This is a genomic window from Roseibium salinum (assembly GCF_026240905.1).
Taxonomy (GTDB): domain Bacteria; phylum Pseudomonadota; class Alphaproteobacteria; order Rhizobiales; family Stappiaceae; genus Roseibium; species Roseibium salinum.
The window spans coordinates 957,935-978,149 of sequence record NZ_JAPEVI010000003.1 but is presented as its reverse complement, the minus strand read 5'-3'; the positions used below and the strand labels follow the sequence as shown (position 1 = coordinate 978,149).

The window sequence follows — 20,215 nt, the reverse complement described above, 5'->3', positions numbered from 1 at the left end:
TGCAACCCTACTGCACGTCGCCCTGAACGGTTCCGACAGACCAGCGATCCGGCCGTATCCGCACGAACTTGGGATCCCGCTGCACCTCTTCTTCCACCAACGTGTCATCGGCGGAGTCTTCGGCGCTTCGCAGGGCCAGCGCGATGGTTCCCACCTGCTGAGACTGGGCGACGATTTCCGACTGCCCTATGGTCAGTTCCAGGGTGGCCGTTCGCTGGGGCGCCAGGTTCTTGGTCTCCTGTTCGCCTGCGGTGATGCTGTCGATCGCAAGAACTCGGATGTTTCTCATGATGGTTTCGCTCGAGGCCACACCATCGCTGATCTTGCGGGTCAGGATGAGATCCACTTTGTCGCCGGGAAGAATGAACCCGCCCGCCGAGGTTTCCTGCTCGACCTTGACGGCGATCGCCCGCTTTCCCTTGGGCAGGATGGCCGCCATGTAGCCCTTGTCGGTGCTGATCAGACGCTCCGGGCGGATCGGCTCGCCGGAGAAAATCGGAGCCTTGGCGATCCGGCCAAGAAACATCTGGTTCGCCGCCGGGCTGGACTCCTTGGTCAAGGCACCTTCCGGCACCGCATTTTCGGGCCATTCCACCCAGGCAAGATCCGGACCGGCCAGCTTGTTGCCGAGCAGAATGTCCCTGGTCGCGACCAGAACCTGAGCGCCCGAGATCTTCACCTCCGGCGGGGGCGGTACCGGACTGCCGCTCTCACTCACCATACGGAACGCGACAACCCCTGCCCCCAAGGCAACAGCCAGCACCAGCAGTCGAACGAAATTCATAACCTGACCCCAAAGCTCCCAAACACTTGTCTTGCTTTTGAAGCGAAGCATGGGGCCAACTGGTCAAGACAAGCCTAACCGCACAGGGACAATTCAATTCAGCATTAATAAGTCGCAAACAGGCTCAATCGCTTTTGAACGACCGCAATTCTGTTCCCGAAAACGCGTCATGCCACCTGAACGTCGGTCACTCCGGGCACGGCCTTGAGCGCGCCAGCGATCTCCGGCGACAGGCGGAAGCGTCCGGGCAGTTTCACTTCCACTTCCCGGGTTCCGTTTTCCAGAAGCACAATCACCGTCACATCGCCCTCGCCCCTCGCCTGAAGATGTTTGGCAAGGCTCCGGATCGGGCGTTCGTCGCGGACGAAGACCCGCATGCTCTTCTGCAGCCGGGCGGCCTCCTCTTCAATCGGATCCACCTTTTCGATACGGAGCGAAGGTTCGTCATCGCGCATGTCCGCGCCCACCAACAGGACAACGGAGCGTCCCGTCTGCAAGACATCCCGGTATTGCTCCAGTTTTTCTCGGAACAACAGGGCTTCGAACTGGCCGGTCGCATCGGAGAGGCGGGCAATGCCCATACGGCTGCCGGATTTTGTCTTGCGCTCCTGCATGGAGACGACGGTACCCGCCAGCCGTCCGTGCGACGCCCCCTTTTCACCGCCTCGGCAAATTGCGCCCAGGGCTGCGCCCGCATCTTTTCCAGGATGGCCGCATAGGCATCGATCGGATGGGCGGAGAGATAGAAGCCGATGGCCGAATGTTCCCGCTGCAGCTTTTCCTCATCCTTCCAGGCGGGCACATCGTCGAGCTGCAACGGCTCTTCGCTGTCACTGCCACCGAACAGTTCGTTCTGGCCGAGCGCCCTGTTTTCTTCCGTACGCTGCGCCAGGCCCATGATCCGGTCGAGCCCCTCAAAGACGCGCGCGCGGTTCGGCTCCAGTTCATCGAAAGCCCCGGCGGTGACGAGATTTTCGAGCGTTCTTTTGTTCAACGCCTTGGGCGAAATACGCCGGGCAAAATCGCCAAGACTCTTGAACGGCCTGTCGCCCCGGACCTCGACAATGTGTTCGACCGCGTGCTCTCCCACACCTTTGATCGCCCCCATGGCGTAGAGAATCTTGCCGTCGGCGACATCGAAATAGACGTGCGACCGGTTGATCGACGGCGGGACGATTTCAATCCCCATCCGGCGGGCTTCCTGACGGAAGTCCCCCAGCTTGTCGGTATTACCGACATCGAGCGTCATGGACGCGGCCAGGAACTCCACCGGATGGTTCGCCTTGAGCCATGCGGTGTGATAGGAGACCAGGGCATAGGCGGCGGCGTGGGATTTGTTGAAGCCGTAATTGGCAAATTTCGCCACGAGATCGAAAATCGTCCCCGCCTGGGTCTTGTTGATGCCGCGCTCGACCGCGCCGTCGACGAAGCGGGCTCGCTGGACCTCCATTTCGGACGCGATCTTCTTGCCCATTGCGCGGCGCAGCAGGTCTGCTTCCCCGAGCGAATAGCCGGACAGCACCTGCGCGATCTGCATCACCTGTTCCTGATAGACGATAATGCCGTTCGTCTCCATCAGGATGGGCTCAAGCAGCGGGTGCAGGCAGTCGGGTTCCATTTCGCCATGTTTCACGGCGTTGTAGACCGGGATGTTCTCCATCGGGCCAGGCCGGTAAAGCGCGACAAGCGCAATGATGTCCTCGAACCGGTCCGGCTTCATGCCGGCAATCGCCCGGCGCATGCCCTGGCTTTCCAACTGGAACACGCCGAAGGTCTCGCCGCGCGCCAAAAGCTGGTAGGTCTTTTCGTCTTCGATCGGCAGGCCTGCCACATCGACCTTGATCCCACGCCGCTCTATGAGCTTGACGGCCGTGTCGATCACAGTGAGCGTCTTGAGACCGAGGAAGTCGAACTTCACCAGGCCGGCATCTTCGACCATCTTCATGTTGAACTGCGCCACCGGCATGTCTGAGCGCGGATCTCGATAGAGCGGCACCAGCTGTTCCAGCGGCCGGTCGCCGATCACCACGCCGGCCGCATGGGTCGACGCGTGACGGTAGAGCCCCTCCAGCTTCTGTGCGATGCGCAGCAGCCGCTCGACGATCTCCTCTTCCTTCGCCGCGTCGCGCAGACGCGGTTCGTCGCTTATGGCCTGTGCGAGGGTGACGGGATTGGCCGGATTGGCGGGCACCAGCTTGCAGAGCCGGTCGACCTGGCCGTAGGGCATCTGCAGAACACGGCCGACATCGCGCAGCACGGCCCGGGCCTGAAGGGAGCCGAACGTAATGATCTGCGCCACCTGCTTGCGGCCGTATTTTTCCTGAACATAGCGGATGACTTCTTCGCGGCGGCTCTGGCAGAAATCGATATCGAAGTCCGGCATCGACACGCGTTCCGGATTGAGGAAGCGTTCGAACAGCAGCGAGAAGCGCATCGGATCGAGGTCGGTGATGGTCAGCGCCCAGGCCACCAGCGAGCCTGCGCCCGATCCTCGCCCCGGTCCGACGGGAATGTCGTTGGTCTTCGCCCATTTGATGAAGTCGGCAACGATCAGGAAGTAGCCCGGGAACTTCATCCCTGCAATGATGCCGGTTTCGTATTCCAGCCGCTCCCAGTAGTCCTTTTCCTCAGTGCCCGGCGCCAGGCCATGTGCATCGAGACGCGCCCTCAGTCCCTCCCGGGCCTGGCGTTTCAGTTCTTCCGCCTCGGCCCGTTCCGCCTCTTCCGGATCCGAACTCGTGGCGGCGAACCGCGGCAGGATTGGCTCCCTGCGCAGCGGCCGGAAACTGCAACGCCGGGCGATTTCCACGGTCGACGCCAGCGCTTCGGGCAGGTCGGAGAACAGCGCGCGCATTTCCGCCCTGCTCTTGAAATAGTGTTCGGGCGTCAGCCGTCGGCGGTCATCCTCGATCAGCACCCGGCCTTCGGCAATGCAGATCAGAGCGTCATGGGCCTCGTAGTCCTCCCGCTTGGGAAAAAAGGCCTCGTTGGTGGCAACCAGCGGCAGGCCCAGTTCATAGGCAAGATCCAGGAAGGCATCTTCCGTCTTCTTCTCGACCTCCATGCCGTGGCGCTGGATTTCGACATAGCAGCGGCCGGGAAAACCGGCCGCCAGTTTCCGCAGCCGGTCTCCGGCAAGATCTTTCCGCCCGGCCAGCAAAGCGGCCCCAACCGGGCCAAGCGCACCGCCGGTCAGGACGATAACGTCTTCCGACTTGGACAGGAGATAATCGGCCGACACATGCGGCCGGAGACCGGTATCGGTATCGAGGAAAGCGCGGGAGGTCAGCTCCATCAGGTTGGCGTAGCCGGTTTCCGTCATGGCGATCACGACGACATCTGCGAGCGCAGGCTCGCTCCGGCGGCCACTGTCCAGGCCGTCGTTGAAAAATATCGACAGTTGACAGGCAGTGACGGGCTGGATGCCCATGCTCCAGGCCTTGCCTGAAAATTCCTGCGCACCAAACAGATTGTTGGTATCGGCGATCGCAAGGGCCGGCTGATCGTCGGCCTTGGCAAGATCCAGAAGTTTCTTGATGGGCAGCGCACCTTCCAGCAGCGAAAGTGCGGAATGGACCCGAAGATGCACGAAGCCCGGTCCGGATCCGTCCTCACCCTCGCCGTTCGGCGTCCTGAGCGGGGTCAACGTTTCAGTCTCGGAACCAGTCATCACGGCGCTCTTAGCATCTTCCAGAATCAGCACTCGAGTGAAGCGCCTCAGAAGAGCTCTGTCGAGCCGACAATCAGGTTGTCACCGCTGTTCTTTACCGCACCCGGTTCATCAGACCCGGAAGGACAGGTCGGAGACCTCCCTCGATCGCTGGAGAAACTCGCCACGCAGAACAGCTTCTACTCTCAGCTGACGGAGAACAGCACATCGCCCCAGACGATCAGCGTCGTGCAGAAACAAACCAGGGAGCTGAAAGCAGCAAAATCGCGAGCGACATGGATCATCACACTCTCCAAATCTTGGCCTATCGTATGGTTACAAGTTATGTTCTATTTTTGTTCCTTTTACAAGCCCTTTTTGTTCCTGCTGCCGTGCGGCATATCAAATTTGCCGAAAACTGTGTGTTTTTGTTTTGTTCCCAGGCAGCACATCGCCCGGGGAGAACTGCCTCAGATCCGGAGCGGATCAGGGCATTCTCGTCTGACCTGGGGTATGGCCTCTAAAGGGGCGTCACCAGACCGTCCTGCAGGGTGATCGACCGGTCCATTCGACCCGCCAGTTCAAGATTGTGAGTGGCAAACAGCGTGGAGAGGCCGGAAGCGCGCACCAGGGCCGACAGGGCGTCGAAAACGTAGTGGGCGGTTTTCGGATCGAGATTGCCGGTGGGTTCGTCGAGCAGCAGGATGCGCGGTGCATTGGCAACCGCGCGGGCGATGGCCACGCGCTGCTGCTCGCCGCCGGACAGTTCGGACGGGCGGTGCGTAACCCTTTCTTCGAGCTTCATGTACTTCAAGAGCTCATTCGCTCGCTCAGCGGCGAGTTTCTTCGACAGGCCGCGAATCATCTGCGGCATCATCACATTCTCCAGCGCAGTGAATTCCGGCAGAAGATGATGAAACTGATAGACGAATCCGATGTCGTTGCGGCGGATCGCGGTGCGCTTGTCGTCAGACAGATCCGAGCAATTGACCGGGCCGAGAAACACGTTGCCGCCATCCGGCCGCTCCAGAAGCCCGGCAATGTGCAGCAAGGTCGATTTGCCGGTGCCGGAGGGTGCCACAAGCGCCACCATCTCTCCGGCTTCGATGCGCAGGTTTGCGCCTTTCAGGATGTGCAGCTTGCGGTTTCCCTCGTCGAAGCTGCGGGTGATATCGGTCAGTTCCAGCGCCGCCGGGGTCACTCCGGAGGCCCTGCGCGGGTCGACAGCCATGTTCATCTCCGCCTCCTTACTCATACCGCAGAGCTTCTACGGGATCGAGCCGCGCCGCCCGCCAGGCCGGATAGAGCGTTGCAAGCAGCGACAGGGCCAGCGCCATGACGAGGACCGAGATGGTCTCCCCGTTGTCGATTTCCGCCGGCAGCCTGGACAGGAAATAGAGCGTCGGATCGAACAGCTCCGTTGCGGTCATCCAGGAGACGAACTGACGGATGCTCTCGATGTTGAGGCAGACGATCAGGCCGAGAATGAACCCGGCCAGCGTACCTACGCAGCCGATGCTTGCACCGGTGATCAGGAAGATCCGCATGATCGACCCGCGGGTCGCGCCCATGGTCCGCAGAATGGCGATGTCCTTGCCCTTGTCCTTCACCAGCATGATCATGCCGGAGATTATGTTCAGCGCCGCCACCAGGACGATCAGGGTGAGAATGATGAACATCACGTTCCGTTCCACCTCCAGTGCGGAAAAGAACGTGACGTTGCGCTGCCGCCAGTCGGTAACAAAGGCCGGCCGCCCCGCGGCATCCTCGATCGCGGTCTTCATGACGCCGACATTGTCGGGATCGACCACGTAGAGTTCGATACCCGTCGCCTTGTCGTCCATGTTGAAATAGGCCTGCGCCTCTTCCAGGGGCATGAACACGAATGTGCTGTCATATTCGCTCATGCCGATCTCGAAGATCGCAGTCACCGGATAGGCCTTCACGCGCGGGGTTACCCCCATGGGCGTAACGCTGCCGCGCGGCGAAATGATCGTGATGTTGTCGCCGGCGGAGATCCCGAGCTGCTGAGCCATGCGTGAGCCAATCGCAACGCCCGCGCCTTCGCCGAACCCGTCGAGCGAGCCGGAACGGACATTGTTGGCAACCAGCGGCACCCGGCGCAGATCGCTTTCATAAAGGCCGCGCACCAGGGCGCCGAGATTGCCGGCCGGCCCGGACACCAGAGCCTGGCCTTCGACAAAGGGAATGGCGCTGACGACATCCGGCACGCCTTCAAGCCGTCCCGCCACAGCATCATAGTCGGTGAGCGGCATATCGATCGGCTGGACGAGCATGTGGCCGTTGATGCCGAGTATCTTGTCGAGAAGTTCCGAGCGGAAGCCGTTCATCACCGCCATGACGATGATGAGGGTCGCCACGCCGAGCATGATGCCGGCAAACGAGAAGCCGGCAATCACGGAGATGAAGGTCTCGCGCCGCCGTGAGCGCAGGTACCGGCCCGCGATCATCCATTCAAAGGTGGAAAAGGGGCGTGTGGGTTTTGCCGCGTCCCGGTCCTGGTCAACGTCTGCCGTGTCTGCCGCTGTCATCGTCCATCCACTTCAGCAATGCCCAACCGACCGCAGCAGCCTGCGGCCGAATCCCCGCACCGAGGATCACCGGACTTCATTAATCCGTCAATGCCGCCGTAAGTTTGTTCAAGGCGGCTTCCGGCGAAAGCATTTCCTTTTCCCCAGTTGCGCGGTCCTTGACCTCCAGGAGGCCGTCTTTCAGCCCACGCGGGCCGGCAACCACCTGGTACGGCAGGCCGATCAGATCCATCGTCGCGAATTTCGAGCCCGCGCGCGTATCCGTGTCGTCATAGAGCACCTCGATGCCGGCGGCTTCCAGCCTGGCGTAGAGATCCTCCGACGTCTTGTCGGTCAACTCGTCGCCCGGCTTCAGGTTGATCAGGCCGACATGGAACGGGGCAACCGACTTGTGCCAGATGATTCCGTTCTCATCGTGGCTGGCCTCGATCAGCGCACCGAGAAGACGTGAGACCCCGATACCATAGGACCCCATGTGGACGGGCACTTCGGTACCGTCCGCCGTCGCGACCTTTGCCCCCATGGGCTCGGAATACTTGGTGCCGAAATAGAACGTCTGGCCGACCTCGATACCGCGCGCGACAATGCGCTTGTCTTCCGGAACGGCTGCCTCGAACTCCGCCTTGTCGACAACGTCTTCCGTCGCCGCGTAATGCGACGTCCAGTCGTCGACGATGGGCCGCAGGTCGGCGTCGAAATCGACTTCCTCGCCCGGCGTCGCCTTGCTCAGATAATCGGCATGGCAATAGACCGCGCTCTCGCCGGTCTCCGCCAGCACGATGAACTCGTGGCTGAGATCGCCGCCGATCGGTCCGGTTTCCGCCCGCATCGGGATAGCGGTCAGGCCCATGCGCTTGTAGGTGCGCAGATAGGCGACGAACATGCGGTTATAGGCCTCCACGGCCTTTGCCTGATCCAGATCGAAGGAATAGGCATCCTTCATCAGGAATTCGCGGCCGCGCATGATGCCGAAACGCGGACGCGTCTCGTCGCGGAACTTCCACTGAATGTGGTAAAGGTTCAGCGGCAGGTCCTTGTAGGAGCGCACGTATCCACGGAAGATGTCGGTGATCATCTCCTCGTTGGTCGGGCCGAAGAGCATGTCCCGCTCGTGCCGGTCCGTGATGCGCAGCATCTCCTTGCCGTAGGCATCGTAGCGCCCGCTTTCGCGCCACAGATCTGCGGACTGGATGGTCGGCATCAACAGCTGAATGGCCCCGGCGCGTGCCTGCTCTTCTTCCACGATCCGTTCAATCTTCCGCAAGACCCTGAATCCCAGCGGCAGCCAGGAATAGATCCCTGCCGACTGCTGGCGGATCATGCCGGCCCGAAGCATCAGGCGGTGGGAAACAATTTCTGCTTCCTTGGGAGTTTCCTTCAGGATGGGTAGAAAATATCGGGAAAGACGCATGAAGTTTCTCTCAATTTTGGCAACGCCAGTTTGATGCGCAGTCAAAGCGCAAGCCACGCCCAAAAACAAGCCCCCGTCCCGCATTTCTCATATTCTGTGCCACGCTTGGATAATGAGCGCTCGCCCGGCCTCACCCCGTGCCTGTCTGGTCGCTCTATCCCATGGGTGGCGGGGCACTTCCCGGGCGCACAACTTGCAGGAAAAAGAAGCCGGAAAATGGAAAGCGAACCGCTTTGCCGGCTCATTTTAGACGGTTAAACAATCGAGCCTTGAGTACAATCGCCAGCATACAAACTAGGCAGGCAAAAAAAATAGGCGAACCGCGACAAATAGGTGACAATCCTGATTCAATCGGCTAGTTTCCATTCTCATAAAAAGAAGATGCCTTGGCAGAAATGCTAAGAAGCTCAAGGACATCGCGGTCTGAGTCTTGGGAGGAAGGACCCTCAGGCGCACCTTTCGGTTTGCAGCCGCCCAGCCAGATTGAAATATCAGTCGGTAAGGGATCAGGGTCAATTTAGACGCGGAACTTTATAAAGGCAGAGCTTGGCTCTGCCTTTTTCTTTTGTAATACTCCGGCCGAATGGCGGGCTAATTTCCAGGACTGTTGTAGCTGTTCGCGGGCGGCTTGAGGAATGGAATATCGTCCAGCCCGAACCCTGACTGCCGAAGCGCCACATAGCTGGTGAAAATCACGGTTGTGACGATGGTTGTCAGGATGATCACTCTGAGGAATTGCGGTCTGTCCGGAGCGCTTGGCTCGGAACCCGGCACGACTTCGCCTGCCTCCTCCTGTGTCCGGCGCAGGCCGAACGGCAGGATCGCGAACAGAATGATCCACCAGATCATGAAATAAACCGCCAGGCCGAACGCCACGGACATTGCCTTAAGCCTCTTCCAGTTCCGTCAGTGTGCCCAGGAAATCCTTCGGATGCAAAAACAGCACCGGCTTTCCATGGGCGCCGATCTTGGGTTCCCCGTCGCCCAGAACCCTGGCGCCGCTTGCCACCAATCGGTCGCGGGCCGCGATGATGTCATCGACCTCGTAGCATACGTGATGGATGCCCCCGGACGGGTTCTTTTCCAGAAACTTCACGATCGGCGAATTGTCGCCGAGCGGCTCGAGCAGCTCGATCTTCGTATTCGGCAGGGTGATGAATACCGTGCTGACACCGTGATCCGGCTGTTCTTCCTTCGCCGACACTTCGGCCCCGAGCGTATCCCGGTATACCGCCGCCGCGGCCTCGATATCCGGCACCGCGATTGCCACGTGATTAAGCCGTCCGATCATTTGCACACTCCTCCGCGTGGGAAGCACCGACACTTCGACGTCGACCCGTTGTCGGACGTCCAGCCGCTCCCGGTCGAACGTCCGCCGATCCCGCCCCCGAGGCCAACTATAGTTGGGTCACCATCACCTTGCAGAGCGGCTTTTTGCCCCAGACCTCCAGGATACCGGCCCGGGCACCGCGCCGCGCGGCTTCGGCGATAACGTTCTTGTCCTTCCGCCGGGCTTTCGGAATGCTCGTCACCGCACCGGTCACCGCCTTGGTGACGACGTCTTCCATCGGCACGCCGTCATCGTCCGTGTCCGGCAGTCCCATGAGCGTCACGTCCGGATCGGCGAGCAACGCCCCTGCCCGGTCGACGACCAGGGCAATCACGGCAGCACCTGCAAAGGACAGCTTGCGCCGTTCCTTGACACCGGTAACCTCCGGATCGTCCAGGATATCCCCGTCCTTCACCAGAATGCCGGACGGCGCTTCATCGATGATCGCGGCCCTGCCCGCATTCAGGCGGATGATGTCGCCGTTCTTGCCGCGAACCACTTCGGGAATGCCGTGTTCCTTGGCAAACGTGGCATGGGCGGCAAGATGCAACGGTTCGCCATGGACCGGAACCAGGACTTTCGGCTGAAGCAGCTTGTAGAGCTGCGCCAGTTCCCCGCGGCGCGGGTGGCCGGAAACGTGGACCAGCGCATCCCGGTCGGTGATGATTTCGACGCCCTTGTCCGAAAGGTTGTTCATGACCTCGCCGACGGCCTTCTCGTTGCCGGGAATGGTGCGCGAGGAAAAGATCACCATGTCGCCCGACGAAAGGGCCACATTGCGGTGTTCGCCGGCAGCGATCCGCGCCAGCGCAGCACGGCTTTCCCCTTGCGACCCCGTACACAGCAACACCGTCTTCTCCCGCGGAAGGTAGCCGTAGGCTTCCTCCTCGTGAAACGCCGGCAGGCCCTCCAGGTAACCGAGTTCGCGTGACACATCGATCACCCGGTGCATCGACCGGCCGACCACCACCACATCCCGCTGGTTGAGGGCGGCGGCGGCGGCAATCGCGCGGATACGGGCGACGTTCGAGGCAAAGGTCGTCACGGCGATCCGGTGTTTGGCCCTGGCCATCACCTTGCCGAGTTCTTCCGCCACTTCCGTTTCGCTCGGGCTGACGCCGTCGCGCACCGCATTGGTGCTGTCGCCGATCAGCGCCATGACGCCTTCCCGGCCGAGCGCGGCCAGGCGGTCCATGTTGATCGGCAGGCCAACGCCCGGCATGTTGTCGATTTTCCAGTCGCCGGTATGGAAGACCAGTCCGGCCGGCGTGCGGATCGCCAGCGCACAGGGTTCCGGAATCGAATGGGCCATCGCGACGAACTCGACATCGAACGGCCCGATCTTGTGCCGCTCACCCTGTTGGACGATCGTTACCGGAACCTCTTCCGCGCCTGGCTCGCTTTCGATTTTCGATGCAAGCATGGCAGCCGTGAAAGGTGTTGCATAAACAGGCACCTTCAAGAACGGCCACAGATGCATGATGGCCCCGTAGTGGTCCTCATGGGCATGAGTGATCACCATGCCGGCGATGTTGTCGACTTCCTCTTCCAGGAACTTGATGTCCGGCAGGACGAGATCGATGCCCGGAAGTTCCGGCCCGGCGAAACTGACGCCGCAATCGACGATCAGCCAGGTGCGATCGTCCTCCGGGCCATAGCCGTAGAGAGCCAGGTTCATGCCGATCTCACCGACACCACCCAACGGCAGAAACACTATGTCATTTTTATTGGCCGAAGCCATTGATTGCTCCTTCAAAACCTGTTCTCAGGCCCGCAGTCAGTCCCCGGTCAAAAACACGTCGCCTGCGTAAATCGTACGCTGGCGGCCATCATTCTGTTTCAACACCAGATGTCCGCGGGCATCCAGATCGGCAAAAACGCCGGTAATCTCTTCCTGGGCGGTTTTGATCGTGATCGCCTTGCCCAGGTGTGCCGCCCGGCTCAGCCAGGTACGGCGAATAGTCTCGAATCCGCCCGGCTGCCCCCAATGGGCGAGTTGTTCCGCCATGGCGGCCGCAAGGGCATCGAACAGTCTTTCAGCGGTCACCTGAAAACCAAGGCTCCTGAGGTCCGTTGCCTCATACAGCGAAAGCGGCGGGTGGGAAACACAGTTGACGCCAAACCCGATGACCACCGCCTGGCGGCCATCGCCCAGGGTTTCGGCCTCCAGCAGGATGCCGGAAAGCTTTGCCCCGTCGACCAGAAGGTCGTTGGGCCATTTCAGCGATACCAGTTGCAGTGTACCGGCCGATTTGTCAACGGCTTCCGACAGCGCAACAGCGGCAACAAGCGGCAGTTCGCCTATTCTGTCGGCCGGTTGCGGGTCGATCAGCAGCAGACTGGCAAACAGATTGCCCCTGGGCGACTGCCAGTCCCGTCCCCGGCGCCCGCGGCCCTCGGTCTGCATCTGTGCGCGGATCCAGAGCCCTCCCGCATGTCCGCTGCGCGCCCGCTCAAAACAAAGATTATTGGTCGAGCTGACGCTCTCGTGCTCTTCAATGCGAAAGTCCGGCGCACCCGGCGCCGGACGTTCAAGACCCTTCTCGCTCATGCCCGGCGTCAGAACAGCGACTGCGCCGCGGCACTGGCGGCAGTGACCACCTGGCCGGGCGCAAGCCAGAAGAAGACGACAAGGAGGCTGGAAAGTCCCAGCACGACCCGCAGTTCCATTGGCATCTTCTCAAAGGCTTCCACGGGCTCGTCAAAGAACATCACCTTGACGATGCGCAGGTAATAGAAGGCCCCGACCACCGACATGACGATACCGATGATCGCCAGCGGATAAAGACCCGCCTCGACCGCGGCCGCGAACACGTACCACTTGCCGAAGAAGCCGATCAGCGGCGGAATTCCGGCCAATGAGAACATCATCAGTCCGAGAAGGATCGCCATCGGCAGGTTGGTCTGCGAAAGGCCAGCAAGATCGGTGATTTCCTCCACCATGCCGTCCTTGCGGCGCATGGACAGGATGCAGGCGAAGACGCCGAGCGTCATGCCGAGATACGCGATCATGTAGAAGATGACGCCCTCGACGCCGGTCTGCGTGCCCGCGGCAAGGCCGACAAGCGCGTAGCCCATATGACTGATCGAGGAATAGGCCATCAGCCGCTTCAGGTTTCTCTGGCCGATCGCCGCGAATGCGCCAAGCGCCATGGAGGCGATGGATACGAACACGATGATCTGCTGCCAGTCGCTGGTCACCGGCTGGAAGGCTTCCACGACGATCCGCACCAGCATGCCCATGGCAGCCACTTTCGGTGCGGCGGCAAGGAAGGCCGTAACCGGCGTCGGTGCGCCTTCATAGACGTCCGGCGTCCACATGTGGAACGGTACCGCGGATATCTTGAAGGCAAGGCCGGCCAGAATGAAGGTCAGGCCGATAACGAGGCCGATCGTGGCGCCGCCTGCGGACAGGGCTTCGGCGATCTCCCCGAAACCGATCTGGCCGGTGAAGCCGTAGACCAGGGACATGCCGTAGAGAAGCATGCCGGAGGAAAGCGATCCGAGAACGAAATATTTCAGGCCCGCCTCGGTGGAGCGGACGCTGTCGCGGTTGATTGCAGCCACCACGTAAAGCGCAAGGCTCTGCAGCTCGAGGCCCAGATAGAGCGCGATCATGTCGTTGGCCGACAGCATCAGCATCATGCCGAGCGTCGCCAGGACGATCAGGATCGGATACTCGAAATGATCGAACGACTGGCTCTTTGCGTAGGCCCAGGACATGGCAATCGCAAAAAACGAGCCGGCCAGGACGAGCAGCTTGAGGAGATAGGCGAACTCGTCGAGAATGAAGGAGCCGCCAAAGGTTTCGCCGTAGGTTGGCACCAGCAGCAGCACCATGAAGGTGCCGCCGAGCAGGCCCATCGCACCGCCGAATACGGCATAGCTGACGCTTTTGCCGCCAAAGGCGCCGACCATCAGCAACGTCATGGCTCCGAGGGCAAGGATGATCTCCGGCAGGACCGGCATGAGATCTGGCAATTGGGTCATATCTGACATAGCTCTGTCTCGTCCTCGAAACCTTAGTGAGACACGGCGGCGGCAGCCGCGTGCTTGGTGATCCCGGCAGCATCAAGGGCCGCAGTGTATTGCGTGATCAGATTGTCGACCGCTCCCTGGGTCACATCCAGGATCGCCATCGGATAGAAACCGAAGAAGACGGTCAGCAGCACCATCGGGATCAGGATGGCCTTCTCCCGGAAATCCAGGTCGAGGATCGACTTGAGGCTTTCCTTCTCCAGCGCACCGAAGATCACGCGGCGATAGAGGTAGAGCGCATAGGCGGCGGACAGGATCACGCCGAAGGTCGCAAAGAACGCAACCCACGTATTCACCTGGAACACACCCATCAGCGTCAGGATTTCGCCGACGAAGCCGGACGTGCCGGGCAAGCCGACATTGGCCATTGTGAGAACCAGGAATACCACCGCGTATTTTGGCATCCGGTTGACCAGACCGCCATAGGCGGCGATCTCCCGGGTGTGCATCCGGTCGTAGATCACCCCGACGCATAGGAAGAGCGCCCCGGACACGATACCGTGGGAGAGCATCTGGAAGATGCCGCCCTGCACGCCCTGATGGGTCATCGTGAAGATGCCCATGGTCACGTAGCCCATATGGGCGACGGAGGAATAGGCGATCAGTTTCTTGATGTCTTCCTGCGCCAGCGCCACCAGCGAGGTATAGATGATGGCCACCACGGACAGCGTGTAGATCATCGGCGCGAACAGGTCGGATGCGATCGGGAACATCGGCAGCGAGAAGCGCAGGAAGCCGTAGCCTCCGAGCTTCAGCAGAACGCCCGCCAGGATCACCGAACCGGCCGTCGGCGCCTCCACGTGCGCGTCCGGCAGCCAGGTGTGCACCGGCCACATGGGCATTTTCACCGCGAAGGACGCGAAGAACGCCAGCCAGAGCCAGGTCTGCATGCCTGCCGGGAACGAATGCGCCAGAAGCTGTTCGATATCCGTGGTGCCCGCGTTCCAGTACATCGTCATGATCGCGATCAGCATCAGAACCGATCCGAGCAGCGTGTAGAGGAAGAACTTGTAGGACGCATAGACGCGCCGTGCGCCGCCCCAGACGCCGATGATCAGGAACATCGGGATGAGGCCGGCTTCGAAGAACACGTAGAAGACCACCAGATCCAGCGCGCAGAACACGCCAATCATGAGCGTTTCCAGCACCAGGAACGCGATCATGTATTCCTTGACGCGCTTCTGAACGCTTTCCCACGACGCTAGGACGCAGAACGGCATCAGGAAGGTCGTCAGGATGACGAACAGCACCGAAATGCCGTCCACGCCCATCCGGTAGGAAATATTCCCGCCCAGCCAGTCGCGCTGTTCGACGAACTGGAAGCCGGGGTTGGTATAGTCGAAGAACGCCCAGATCGCCAGCGACAGCACGAAGGTGACCCCCGTGGTCACGAGCGTGACCATGCGGATGTTCTTCTTGCTGCCCTCATCCTCGCCCGGAACAAGCAGAATGAAGAGCACGCCGAGCAGCGGCAAAAAGGTAGTGAGTGACAGAATTGGCCAGTCAATCATTAGTGTGCACCCCCGCCGGTGCCGGCACCGGTGAACATCGACCAGGTGATAAGCAAAGCCACACCGATCAGCATCGCAAATGCATAGTGATAGAGATATCCGGTCTGCAGTCTGACGACCCAGGTCGTCACGTTCTGGACGCGGGAGGCGATCCCGTCGGGGCCGTAGCCGTCGATGACGGCGCCGTCGCCCTTCTTCCACAGCACGCGGCCGAGCCGCATTGCAGGACGGACAAAGAGGAAATCATAGAGTTCGTCGAAGTACCACTTGTTGAGCAGGAACTGGTAGAGCCCGGAATGGCGCTCGGCCAGCCGCTTCGGCATTTCCGGCGAGCGGATATAGAACTGATAGGCGACCAGGAGACCGAGCACCATCATCACGAACGGCGACACCTTCACCCAGGCCGGCACTTCATGCATGTCGTGCAGGATATGGTTGGCTTCGGACGTGAACAGCGAAGCCTGCCAGAACTCCGCGTATCCTTCGCCGAAGAATGGCCCGTAGAACACCATCCCCGCGAAGATCGCACCGATCGACAGCACCAACAGCGGAATTGTCATCACCAGCGGCGATTCGTGCACGTGTTTCATGACATCGACGGGCGCGCGCGCCTTGCCGTGGAAGGTCATGAACGCCAGGCGCCACGAATAGAACGATGTCAGTCCGGCTGCGATCACCGTCAGCCAGAAGCCGTAGATCGCCATCGGGTTGGGATGTTCGCCCATCGATCCGGCAAAGGCGGCCTCGATGATCGCATCCTTGGACACGAAGCCTGCGAAGCCGAGATGGGTGAACGGAATGCCGACACCGGTAAGCGCGAGCGTGCCGATGATCATCGTCCAGTAGGTGATCGGGATGTGCTTGCGAAGCCCGCCCATCTTGCGCATGTCCTGTTCGTCGGAGACCGCATGGATCACGGAGCCGGCACACAGGAACAACAGCGCCTTGAAGAAGGCGTGCGTGAACAGGTGGAAGATGCCGATGGAATAGGCACCGACACCGAGCGCCACGAACATGTAGCCAAGCTGCGAACAGGTCGAATAGGCGATGACACGCTTGATGTCGTTCTGGACGAGACCGACGGTTGCGGCGAAGAACGCCGTGGTTGCGCCGAAGAAGACGATCACCGTCAGGGCGGTGGGCGACAGTTCCATCAGCGGCGACAGGCGCGCCACCATGAACACGCCGGCGGTCACCATGGTGGCGGCATGGATGAGCGCGGAGACAGGCGTCGGGCCTTCCATCGCGTCCGGCAACCAGGTGTGCAGCAGGAACTGGGCGGATTTGCCCATCGCGCCCATGAACAGCAGCAGGCAGATGGCCGTCAGCGCCGCTTGCGGATCAAGGTGATAGCCGAGGAACGTCATGGCTTCGCCCTGGCCTTCGACGAAGGACGGCGCGTCATTGAAAATGGTCGTGAATTCGATGCTCTGGAAAACGTAGAACACGCCGAAGATACCGAGCGCAAAGCCGAAGTCGCCGACACGGTTGACGACGAAGGCCTTGATGGCCGCCGCGTTCGCGGACGGCTTCTGATACCAGAAGCCGATCAGCAGATAGGATGCCAGGCCGACACCCTCCCAGCCGAAGAACATCTGCAGTAGGTTGTCGGCCGTCACCAGCGACAGCATCGCGAAGGTGAACAGGGACAGATAGGCAAAGAAGCGCGGCCGGTGCGGATCGTGATGCATGTAGCCGATGGAATAGACATGCACCAGGGCCGAAACCGTGTTGACCACGACGAGCATGACGGCCGTCAGCGTGTCGACGCGGATCGACCAGGAAACGTTCAGGTTGCCCGTGTCTATCCAGCGGAACAGTTCGACGATCTGCGCCTCGGACCCGCCGAGCCAGAAGCCGAAGAAGGTTATCCAGGACAGGAGAGCCGCCAGCAGCAGCAGGCCGCTGGTAATATATTCACAGGCCTTGGCTCCGATGGCGCGGCCGAACAGGCCGGCGATCAGGAAGCCGATAAGCGGCAGGAACAGGATTGCGGAATACATCAGCTCCTACCCTTTCATCATGTTGATGTCTTCAACCGCGATCGAGCCGCGGTTCCGGTGGAAGACCACCAGGATTGCCAGGCCGATCGCCGCTTCGGACGCGGCCACGGTAAGCACCAGCATCGTGAAGATCTGCCCCATCATGTCGCCGAGGAACGACGAAAAGGCGACGAAATTGATGTTCACCGACAGCAGGAGCAGTTCGATGGACATCAAGATGACAATCACGTTTTTCCTGTTCAGAAAGATCCCGAAGATCCCGATCGTGAACAGGATCGCCGCGACCGACAGATAGTGCGACAGACCGATTTCCATGGGCGCCTCGCCGTGCTCCCCTCGTTTAACCCCAACCGGAAACCGCACGGAGGAGCGTGCCGGTATCCGGACTATCTCGACAAACGCAGACGTCCTGCGTCAGATACCCTTGCCCGTCTCCACCTTCCGGACCTCGATCGAAGTTTCGCGTGACCGCGCAATCTGGGTCGGAATGTCTTGACGTTTGACATTCGGCTTGTGGCGCAGCGTCAGGACGATCGCCCCGATCATCGCCACCAGCAACACCAGGCCGGCGACCTGGAAGAAGTAGATGTATTTCGTATAAAGGACGGACCCGAGCGCCTGGACGTTGCTCATCGTGCTGAGCGCCGGCGTCGGCTCAGCACCTTGCCCCAGCATTTCCGGCGCGATGACCCAGGCTCCAAGACCCATCAGGATTTCGACCAGCAGAATGAGCCCGATCAGGGCACCGATCGGCATATACTGCAGGAAGCCCTGCCGAAGCTCCGCGAAATCGACGTCCAGCATCATGACGACGAACAGGAACAGCACCGCCACCGCGCCGACATAGACCACGATCAGAATCAGTGCCAGGAATTCCGCCCCCAGGAGAATGAACAAGCCGGCGGAGTTCACAAAGGCCAGGATCAGGAACAGAACCGACGCCACCGGATTGCGCGACGCGATCACCATGAAGGCGGACGCCACCGTGACGCCCGCGAACAGGTAGAAAAAGAGGGCTTCCAGGATCATTTCAAAGACCTGCCTGTCGTGTGGCCGGTTCCGGCCGGAAATGCGGGGCCCGGCCGAATTGCCGGGCTGAATTCGAAGTGTTCGATTAGCTCCTAGCGGTAAGGAGCGTCCATTTCAATGTTGCGGGCGATTTCACGCTCCCACCGGTCGCCGTTGGCGAGCAGCTTGTCCTTGTCGTAGTAGAGCTCTTCACGGGTTTCCGTGGCGAATTCGAAGTTCGGCCCTTCAACGATCGCATCCACCGGGCAGGCCTCCTGGCAGAAGCCGCAATAGATGCATTTGACCATGTCGATGTCGTAGCGCGTGGTGCGGCGGGTGCCGTCGTTGCGGCGCGGACCGGCCTCGATCGTGATCGCCTGCGCCGGGCAGATGGCTTCGCACAGCTTGCAGGCGATGCAGCGTTCTTCACCGTTCGGATAGCGGCGCAGCGCGTGTTCGCCCCGGAAACGCGGGCTTACCGGGCCCTTTTCAAACGGATAGTTGATCGTCGGCTTCGGCTTGAAGAAGTAACGCATCGCCAGAAAGAATGCCGAAACGAACTCCTGCAGAAACAGCGATTTGACGGCTTGACTAAGTCCCATCGCTTTTTGCCTCTCTTTCCTCAGCCAGCCAGCGCACTGGCGGCCCAATAGCCGATGATCGGAAAGCCGATCACCGGAACCACAAAAATCACCGCGCTCAACAGCGCCTTGTATTTCGCGGCGGCGCCACCGTCGCCGCCCGCCTGTCTGTTTTTCGTCTCGGCCGCCTGAAGCATGCCCTTCAGGATCCTGTAATCGAGCCAGCCGACGTAGAGCCCGATGGCTGCGCCGATCACACCGGCGAGCGAGATACTCACGCCGCGCCCGGCGCCCAGCCCATGACCATCAGCACGGCAGCGACGACCACGACCATCCCCAGCGACAGCGGCAGGAACACTTTCCAGCCCAGGCGCATCAGCTGGTCATAGCGGTAACGCGGCACCATTGCCTTCACCATGGCGAACATGAAGAAGCCAAGCAGGCACTTGAGCAGGAACCAGACCACGCCCGGCACCCAGGTGAACGGTGCGAAATCGAACGGCGGCAGCCATCCGCCCATGAAGAAGATGGTCATCAATGCGCACATCAGGGAAATGGCGACATATTCCCCGAGCATGAACATCATGTACGGCGTGGAGCCGTATTCGACCATGAAACCGGCAACCAGTTCCGACTCCGCTTCGGCCAGATCGAACGGCGGACGGTTCGTCTCTGCGAGCGCGGAGATGAAGAACACGACGAACATCGGGAAAAGCGGTAGCCAGTACCAGTTCAGGAACGACAGCCACGGCACGCCGAGCAGGTCCGCAAGACCGGTCTGCTGTGCATTGACGATACCGGAAAGGTTCAGCGTTCCGGCGCACAGAAGCACGGTGACGATCACGAAGCCGATGGAGACTTCATAGGACACCATCTGCGCGGCCGAGCGAAGCGCCGAAAGGAACGGATATTTGGAGTTCGAGGCCCAGCCACCAATGATCACGCCGTAGACTTCAAGCGAGGACACCGCGAAGACGAACAGCACGCCGACATTGATATTGGCAATCACCCAGCCGTCCGCGACCGGGATCACCGCCCATGCCGACAGGGCAAGAAGCACGGACACCAGAGGCGCCAGCAGGAACAGGATCTTGTTGGATCCGGCCGGGATCACCGGCTCCTTCAGCACGAACTTCAGAAGATCGGCGAAGCTCTGCAGAAGGCCCCAGGGGCCGACGACGTTCGGGCCGCGGCGGATCTGGACGGCGGCCCAGATCTTGCGGTCGGCGTAGAGAATGTAAGCGACGATCACCAGAAGCACGACCATCAGCAGAACGCTCTGGAACGCGATCCAGAGGAACGGCAAGCCGTAGGTCGTCATGAACTCAGCCATATCGGTCCCCTACCC

The 20,215-nt window shown here is 60.7% G+C and carries 16 protein-coding genes and 1 pseudogene; all 17 read right to left on the bottom strand.

The window, feature by feature from the left end:
- Positions 1–7 precede the first annotated feature (7 nt).
- Positions 8–784 (bottom strand): Flp pilus assembly protein CpaB, encoded by a 777-nt coding sequence (gene cpaB, locus ON753_RS09110; RefSeq protein WP_265962211.1) that lies wholly within the window; start codon positions 782–784, stop codon positions 8–10.
- 167 nt (positions 785–951) lie between these two features.
- Positions 952–4,454 (bottom strand): annotated as a pseudogene (dnaE, locus tag ON753_RS09105) (DNA polymerase III subunit alpha).
- 499 nt (positions 4,455–4,953) lie between these two features.
- Positions 4,954–5,670, bottom strand: a complete 717-nt coding sequence (locus tag ON753_RS09100) for an ABC transporter ATP-binding protein (protein WP_265962210.1) — start codon at positions 5,668–5,670, stop codon at positions 4,954–4,956.
- Positions 5,671–5,680: 10 nt separating this feature from the next.
- Positions 5,681–6,985, bottom strand: a complete 1,305-nt coding sequence (locus ON753_RS09095) for a lipoprotein-releasing ABC transporter permease subunit (protein ID WP_265962209.1) — start codon at positions 6,983–6,985, stop codon at positions 5,681–5,683.
- Between the two features lie 79 nt (positions 6,986–7,064).
- Entirely contained in the window at positions 7,065–8,396 is a 1,332-nt protein-coding gene (proS, locus tag ON753_RS09090; RefSeq protein WP_265962208.1) for a proline--tRNA ligase, read from the bottom strand.
- A gap of 591 nt (positions 8,397–8,987) precedes the next feature.
- Entirely contained in the window at positions 8,988–9,278 is a 291-nt protein-coding gene (locus ON753_RS09085) for a DUF1467 family protein (protein ID WP_265962207.1), read from the bottom strand.
- A 4-nt stretch (positions 9,279–9,282) separates the two neighbouring features.
- On the bottom strand, positions 9,283–9,687 hold the full coding sequence (gene mce, locus ON753_RS09080) for a methylmalonyl-CoA epimerase (RefSeq protein WP_265962206.1): 405 nt from the start codon (positions 9,685–9,687) through the stop codon (positions 9,283–9,285).
- Positions 9,688–9,793: 106 nt separating this feature from the next.
- Positions 9,794–11,467 carry a ribonuclease J gene (locus ON753_RS09075; RefSeq protein ID WP_265962205.1) on the bottom strand — a complete coding sequence of 558 codons (1,674 nt, stop codon included), beginning with the start codon at positions 11,465–11,467 and terminating at the stop codon, positions 9,794–9,796.
- Positions 11,468–11,503: 36 nt separating this feature from the next.
- A complete protein-coding gene (locus ON753_RS09070) occupies positions 11,504–12,277 on the bottom strand; it encodes a biotin--[acetyl-CoA-carboxylase] ligase (protein WP_265962204.1) in 774 nt (257 codons plus the stop codon).
- Positions 12,278–12,285: 8 nt separating this feature from the next.
- Positions 12,286–13,725, bottom strand: coding sequence for an NADH-quinone oxidoreductase subunit NuoN (gene nuoN, locus ON753_RS09065; RefSeq protein WP_377047045.1), 1,440 nt, complete (start codon positions 13,723–13,725; stop codon positions 12,286–12,288).
- Positions 13,726–13,748: 23 nt separating this feature from the next.
- On the bottom strand, positions 13,749–15,275 hold the full coding sequence (locus ON753_RS09060; RefSeq protein WP_265962203.1) for an NADH-quinone oxidoreductase subunit M: 1,527 nt from the start codon (positions 15,273–15,275) through the stop codon (positions 13,749–13,751).
- On the bottom strand, positions 15,275–17,278 hold the full coding sequence (nuoL, locus tag ON753_RS09055) for an NADH-quinone oxidoreductase subunit L (RefSeq protein ID WP_265962202.1): 2,004 nt from the start codon (positions 17,276–17,278) through the stop codon (positions 15,275–15,277). Before nuoL ends, ON753_RS09060 begins: the two co-directional genes overlap by 1 nt.
- Before the next feature lie 6 nt (positions 17,279–17,284).
- A complete protein-coding gene (gene nuoK / locus ON753_RS09050) occupies positions 17,285–17,593 on the bottom strand; it encodes an NADH-quinone oxidoreductase subunit NuoK (RefSeq protein ID WP_265962201.1) in 309 nt (102 codons plus the stop codon).
- 99 nt (positions 17,594–17,692) lie between these two features.
- Positions 17,693–18,307, bottom strand: a complete 615-nt coding sequence (locus tag ON753_RS09045) for an NADH-quinone oxidoreductase subunit J (RefSeq protein WP_265962200.1) — start codon at positions 18,305–18,307, stop codon at positions 17,693–17,695.
- 92 nt (positions 18,308–18,399) lie between these two features.
- The gene (nuoI, locus tag ON753_RS09040) at positions 18,400–18,888 is read right to left on the bottom strand and encodes an NADH-quinone oxidoreductase subunit NuoI (RefSeq protein ID WP_265962199.1); all 489 of its coding nucleotides are present in this window, start codon (positions 18,886–18,888) and stop codon (positions 18,400–18,402) included.
- A gap of 20 nt (positions 18,889–18,908) precedes the next feature.
- Positions 18,909–19,145 carry a hypothetical protein gene (locus ON753_RS09035; RefSeq protein WP_265962198.1) on the bottom strand — a complete coding sequence of 79 codons (237 nt, stop codon included), beginning with the start codon at positions 19,143–19,145 and terminating at the stop codon, positions 18,909–18,911.
- Positions 19,142–20,200, bottom strand: a complete 1,059-nt coding sequence (nuoH, locus tag ON753_RS09030) for an NADH-quinone oxidoreductase subunit NuoH (RefSeq protein WP_265962197.1) — start codon at positions 20,198–20,200, stop codon at positions 19,142–19,144. The genes ON753_RS09035 and nuoH overlap by 4 nt, the downstream gene beginning before the upstream one ends.
- Positions 20,201–20,215 lie beyond the last annotated feature (15 nt).

What these genes read in the sequence shown, in the direction of transcription:
- ON753_RS09060 (WP_265962203.1), bottom strand. Translation starts at nt 15,275, where the DNA reads ATGATTGACTGGCCAATTCTGTCACTCACTACCTTTTTGCCGCTGCTC.
- mce (WP_265962206.1), bottom strand. Translation starts at nt 9,687, where the DNA reads ATGATCGGACGGCTTAATCACGTGGCAATCGCGGTGCCGGATATCGAG.
- cpaB (WP_265962211.1), bottom strand. Translation starts at nt 784, where the DNA reads ATGAATTTCGTTCGACTGCTGGTGCTGGCTGTTGCCTTGGGGGCAGGG.
- ON753_RS09045 (WP_265962200.1), bottom strand. Translation starts at nt 18,307, where the DNA reads ATGATCCTGGAAGCCCTCTTTTTCTACCTGTTCGCGGGCGTCACGGTG.
- nuoI (WP_265962199.1), bottom strand. Translation starts at nt 18,888, where the DNA reads ATGGGACTTAGTCAAGCCGTCAAATCGCTGTTTCTGCAGGAGTTCGTT.
- proS (WP_265962208.1), bottom strand. Translation starts at nt 8,396, where the DNA reads ATGCGTCTTTCCCGATATTTTCTACCCATCCTGAAGGAAACTCCCAAG.
- ON753_RS09075 (WP_265962205.1), bottom strand. Translation starts at nt 11,467, where the DNA reads ATGGCTTCGGCCAATAAAAATGACATAGTGTTTCTGCCGTTGGGTGGT.
- nuoK (WP_265962201.1), bottom strand. Translation starts at nt 17,593, where the DNA reads ATGGAAATCGGTCTGTCGCACTATCTGTCGGTCGCGGCGATCCTGTTC.
- nuoH (WP_265962197.1), bottom strand. Translation starts at nt 20,200, where the DNA reads ATGGCTGAGTTCATGACGACCTACGGCTTGCCGTTCCTCTGGATCGCG.
- ON753_RS09095 (WP_265962209.1), bottom strand. Translation starts at nt 6,985, where the DNA reads ATGACAGCGGCAGACACGGCAGACGTTGACCAGGACCGGGACGCGGCA.
- ON753_RS09070 (WP_265962204.1), bottom strand. Translation starts at nt 12,277, where the DNA reads ATGAGCGAGAAGGGTCTTGAACGTCCGGCGCCGGGTGCGCCGGACTTT.
- nuoN (WP_377047045.1), bottom strand. Translation starts at nt 13,725, where the DNA reads ATGTCAGATATGACCCAATTGCCAGATCTCATGCCGGTCCTGCCGGAG.
- ON753_RS09085 (WP_265962207.1), bottom strand. Translation starts at nt 9,278, where the DNA reads ATGTCCGTGGCGTTCGGCCTGGCGGTTTATTTCATGATCTGGTGGATC.
- ON753_RS09100 (WP_265962210.1), bottom strand. Translation starts at nt 5,670, where the DNA reads ATGAACATGGCTGTCGACCCGCGCAGGGCCTCCGGAGTGACCCCGGCG.
- nuoL (WP_265962202.1), bottom strand. Translation starts at nt 17,278, where the DNA reads ATGTATTCCGCAATCCTGTTCCTGCCGCTTATCGGCTTCCTGATCGCC.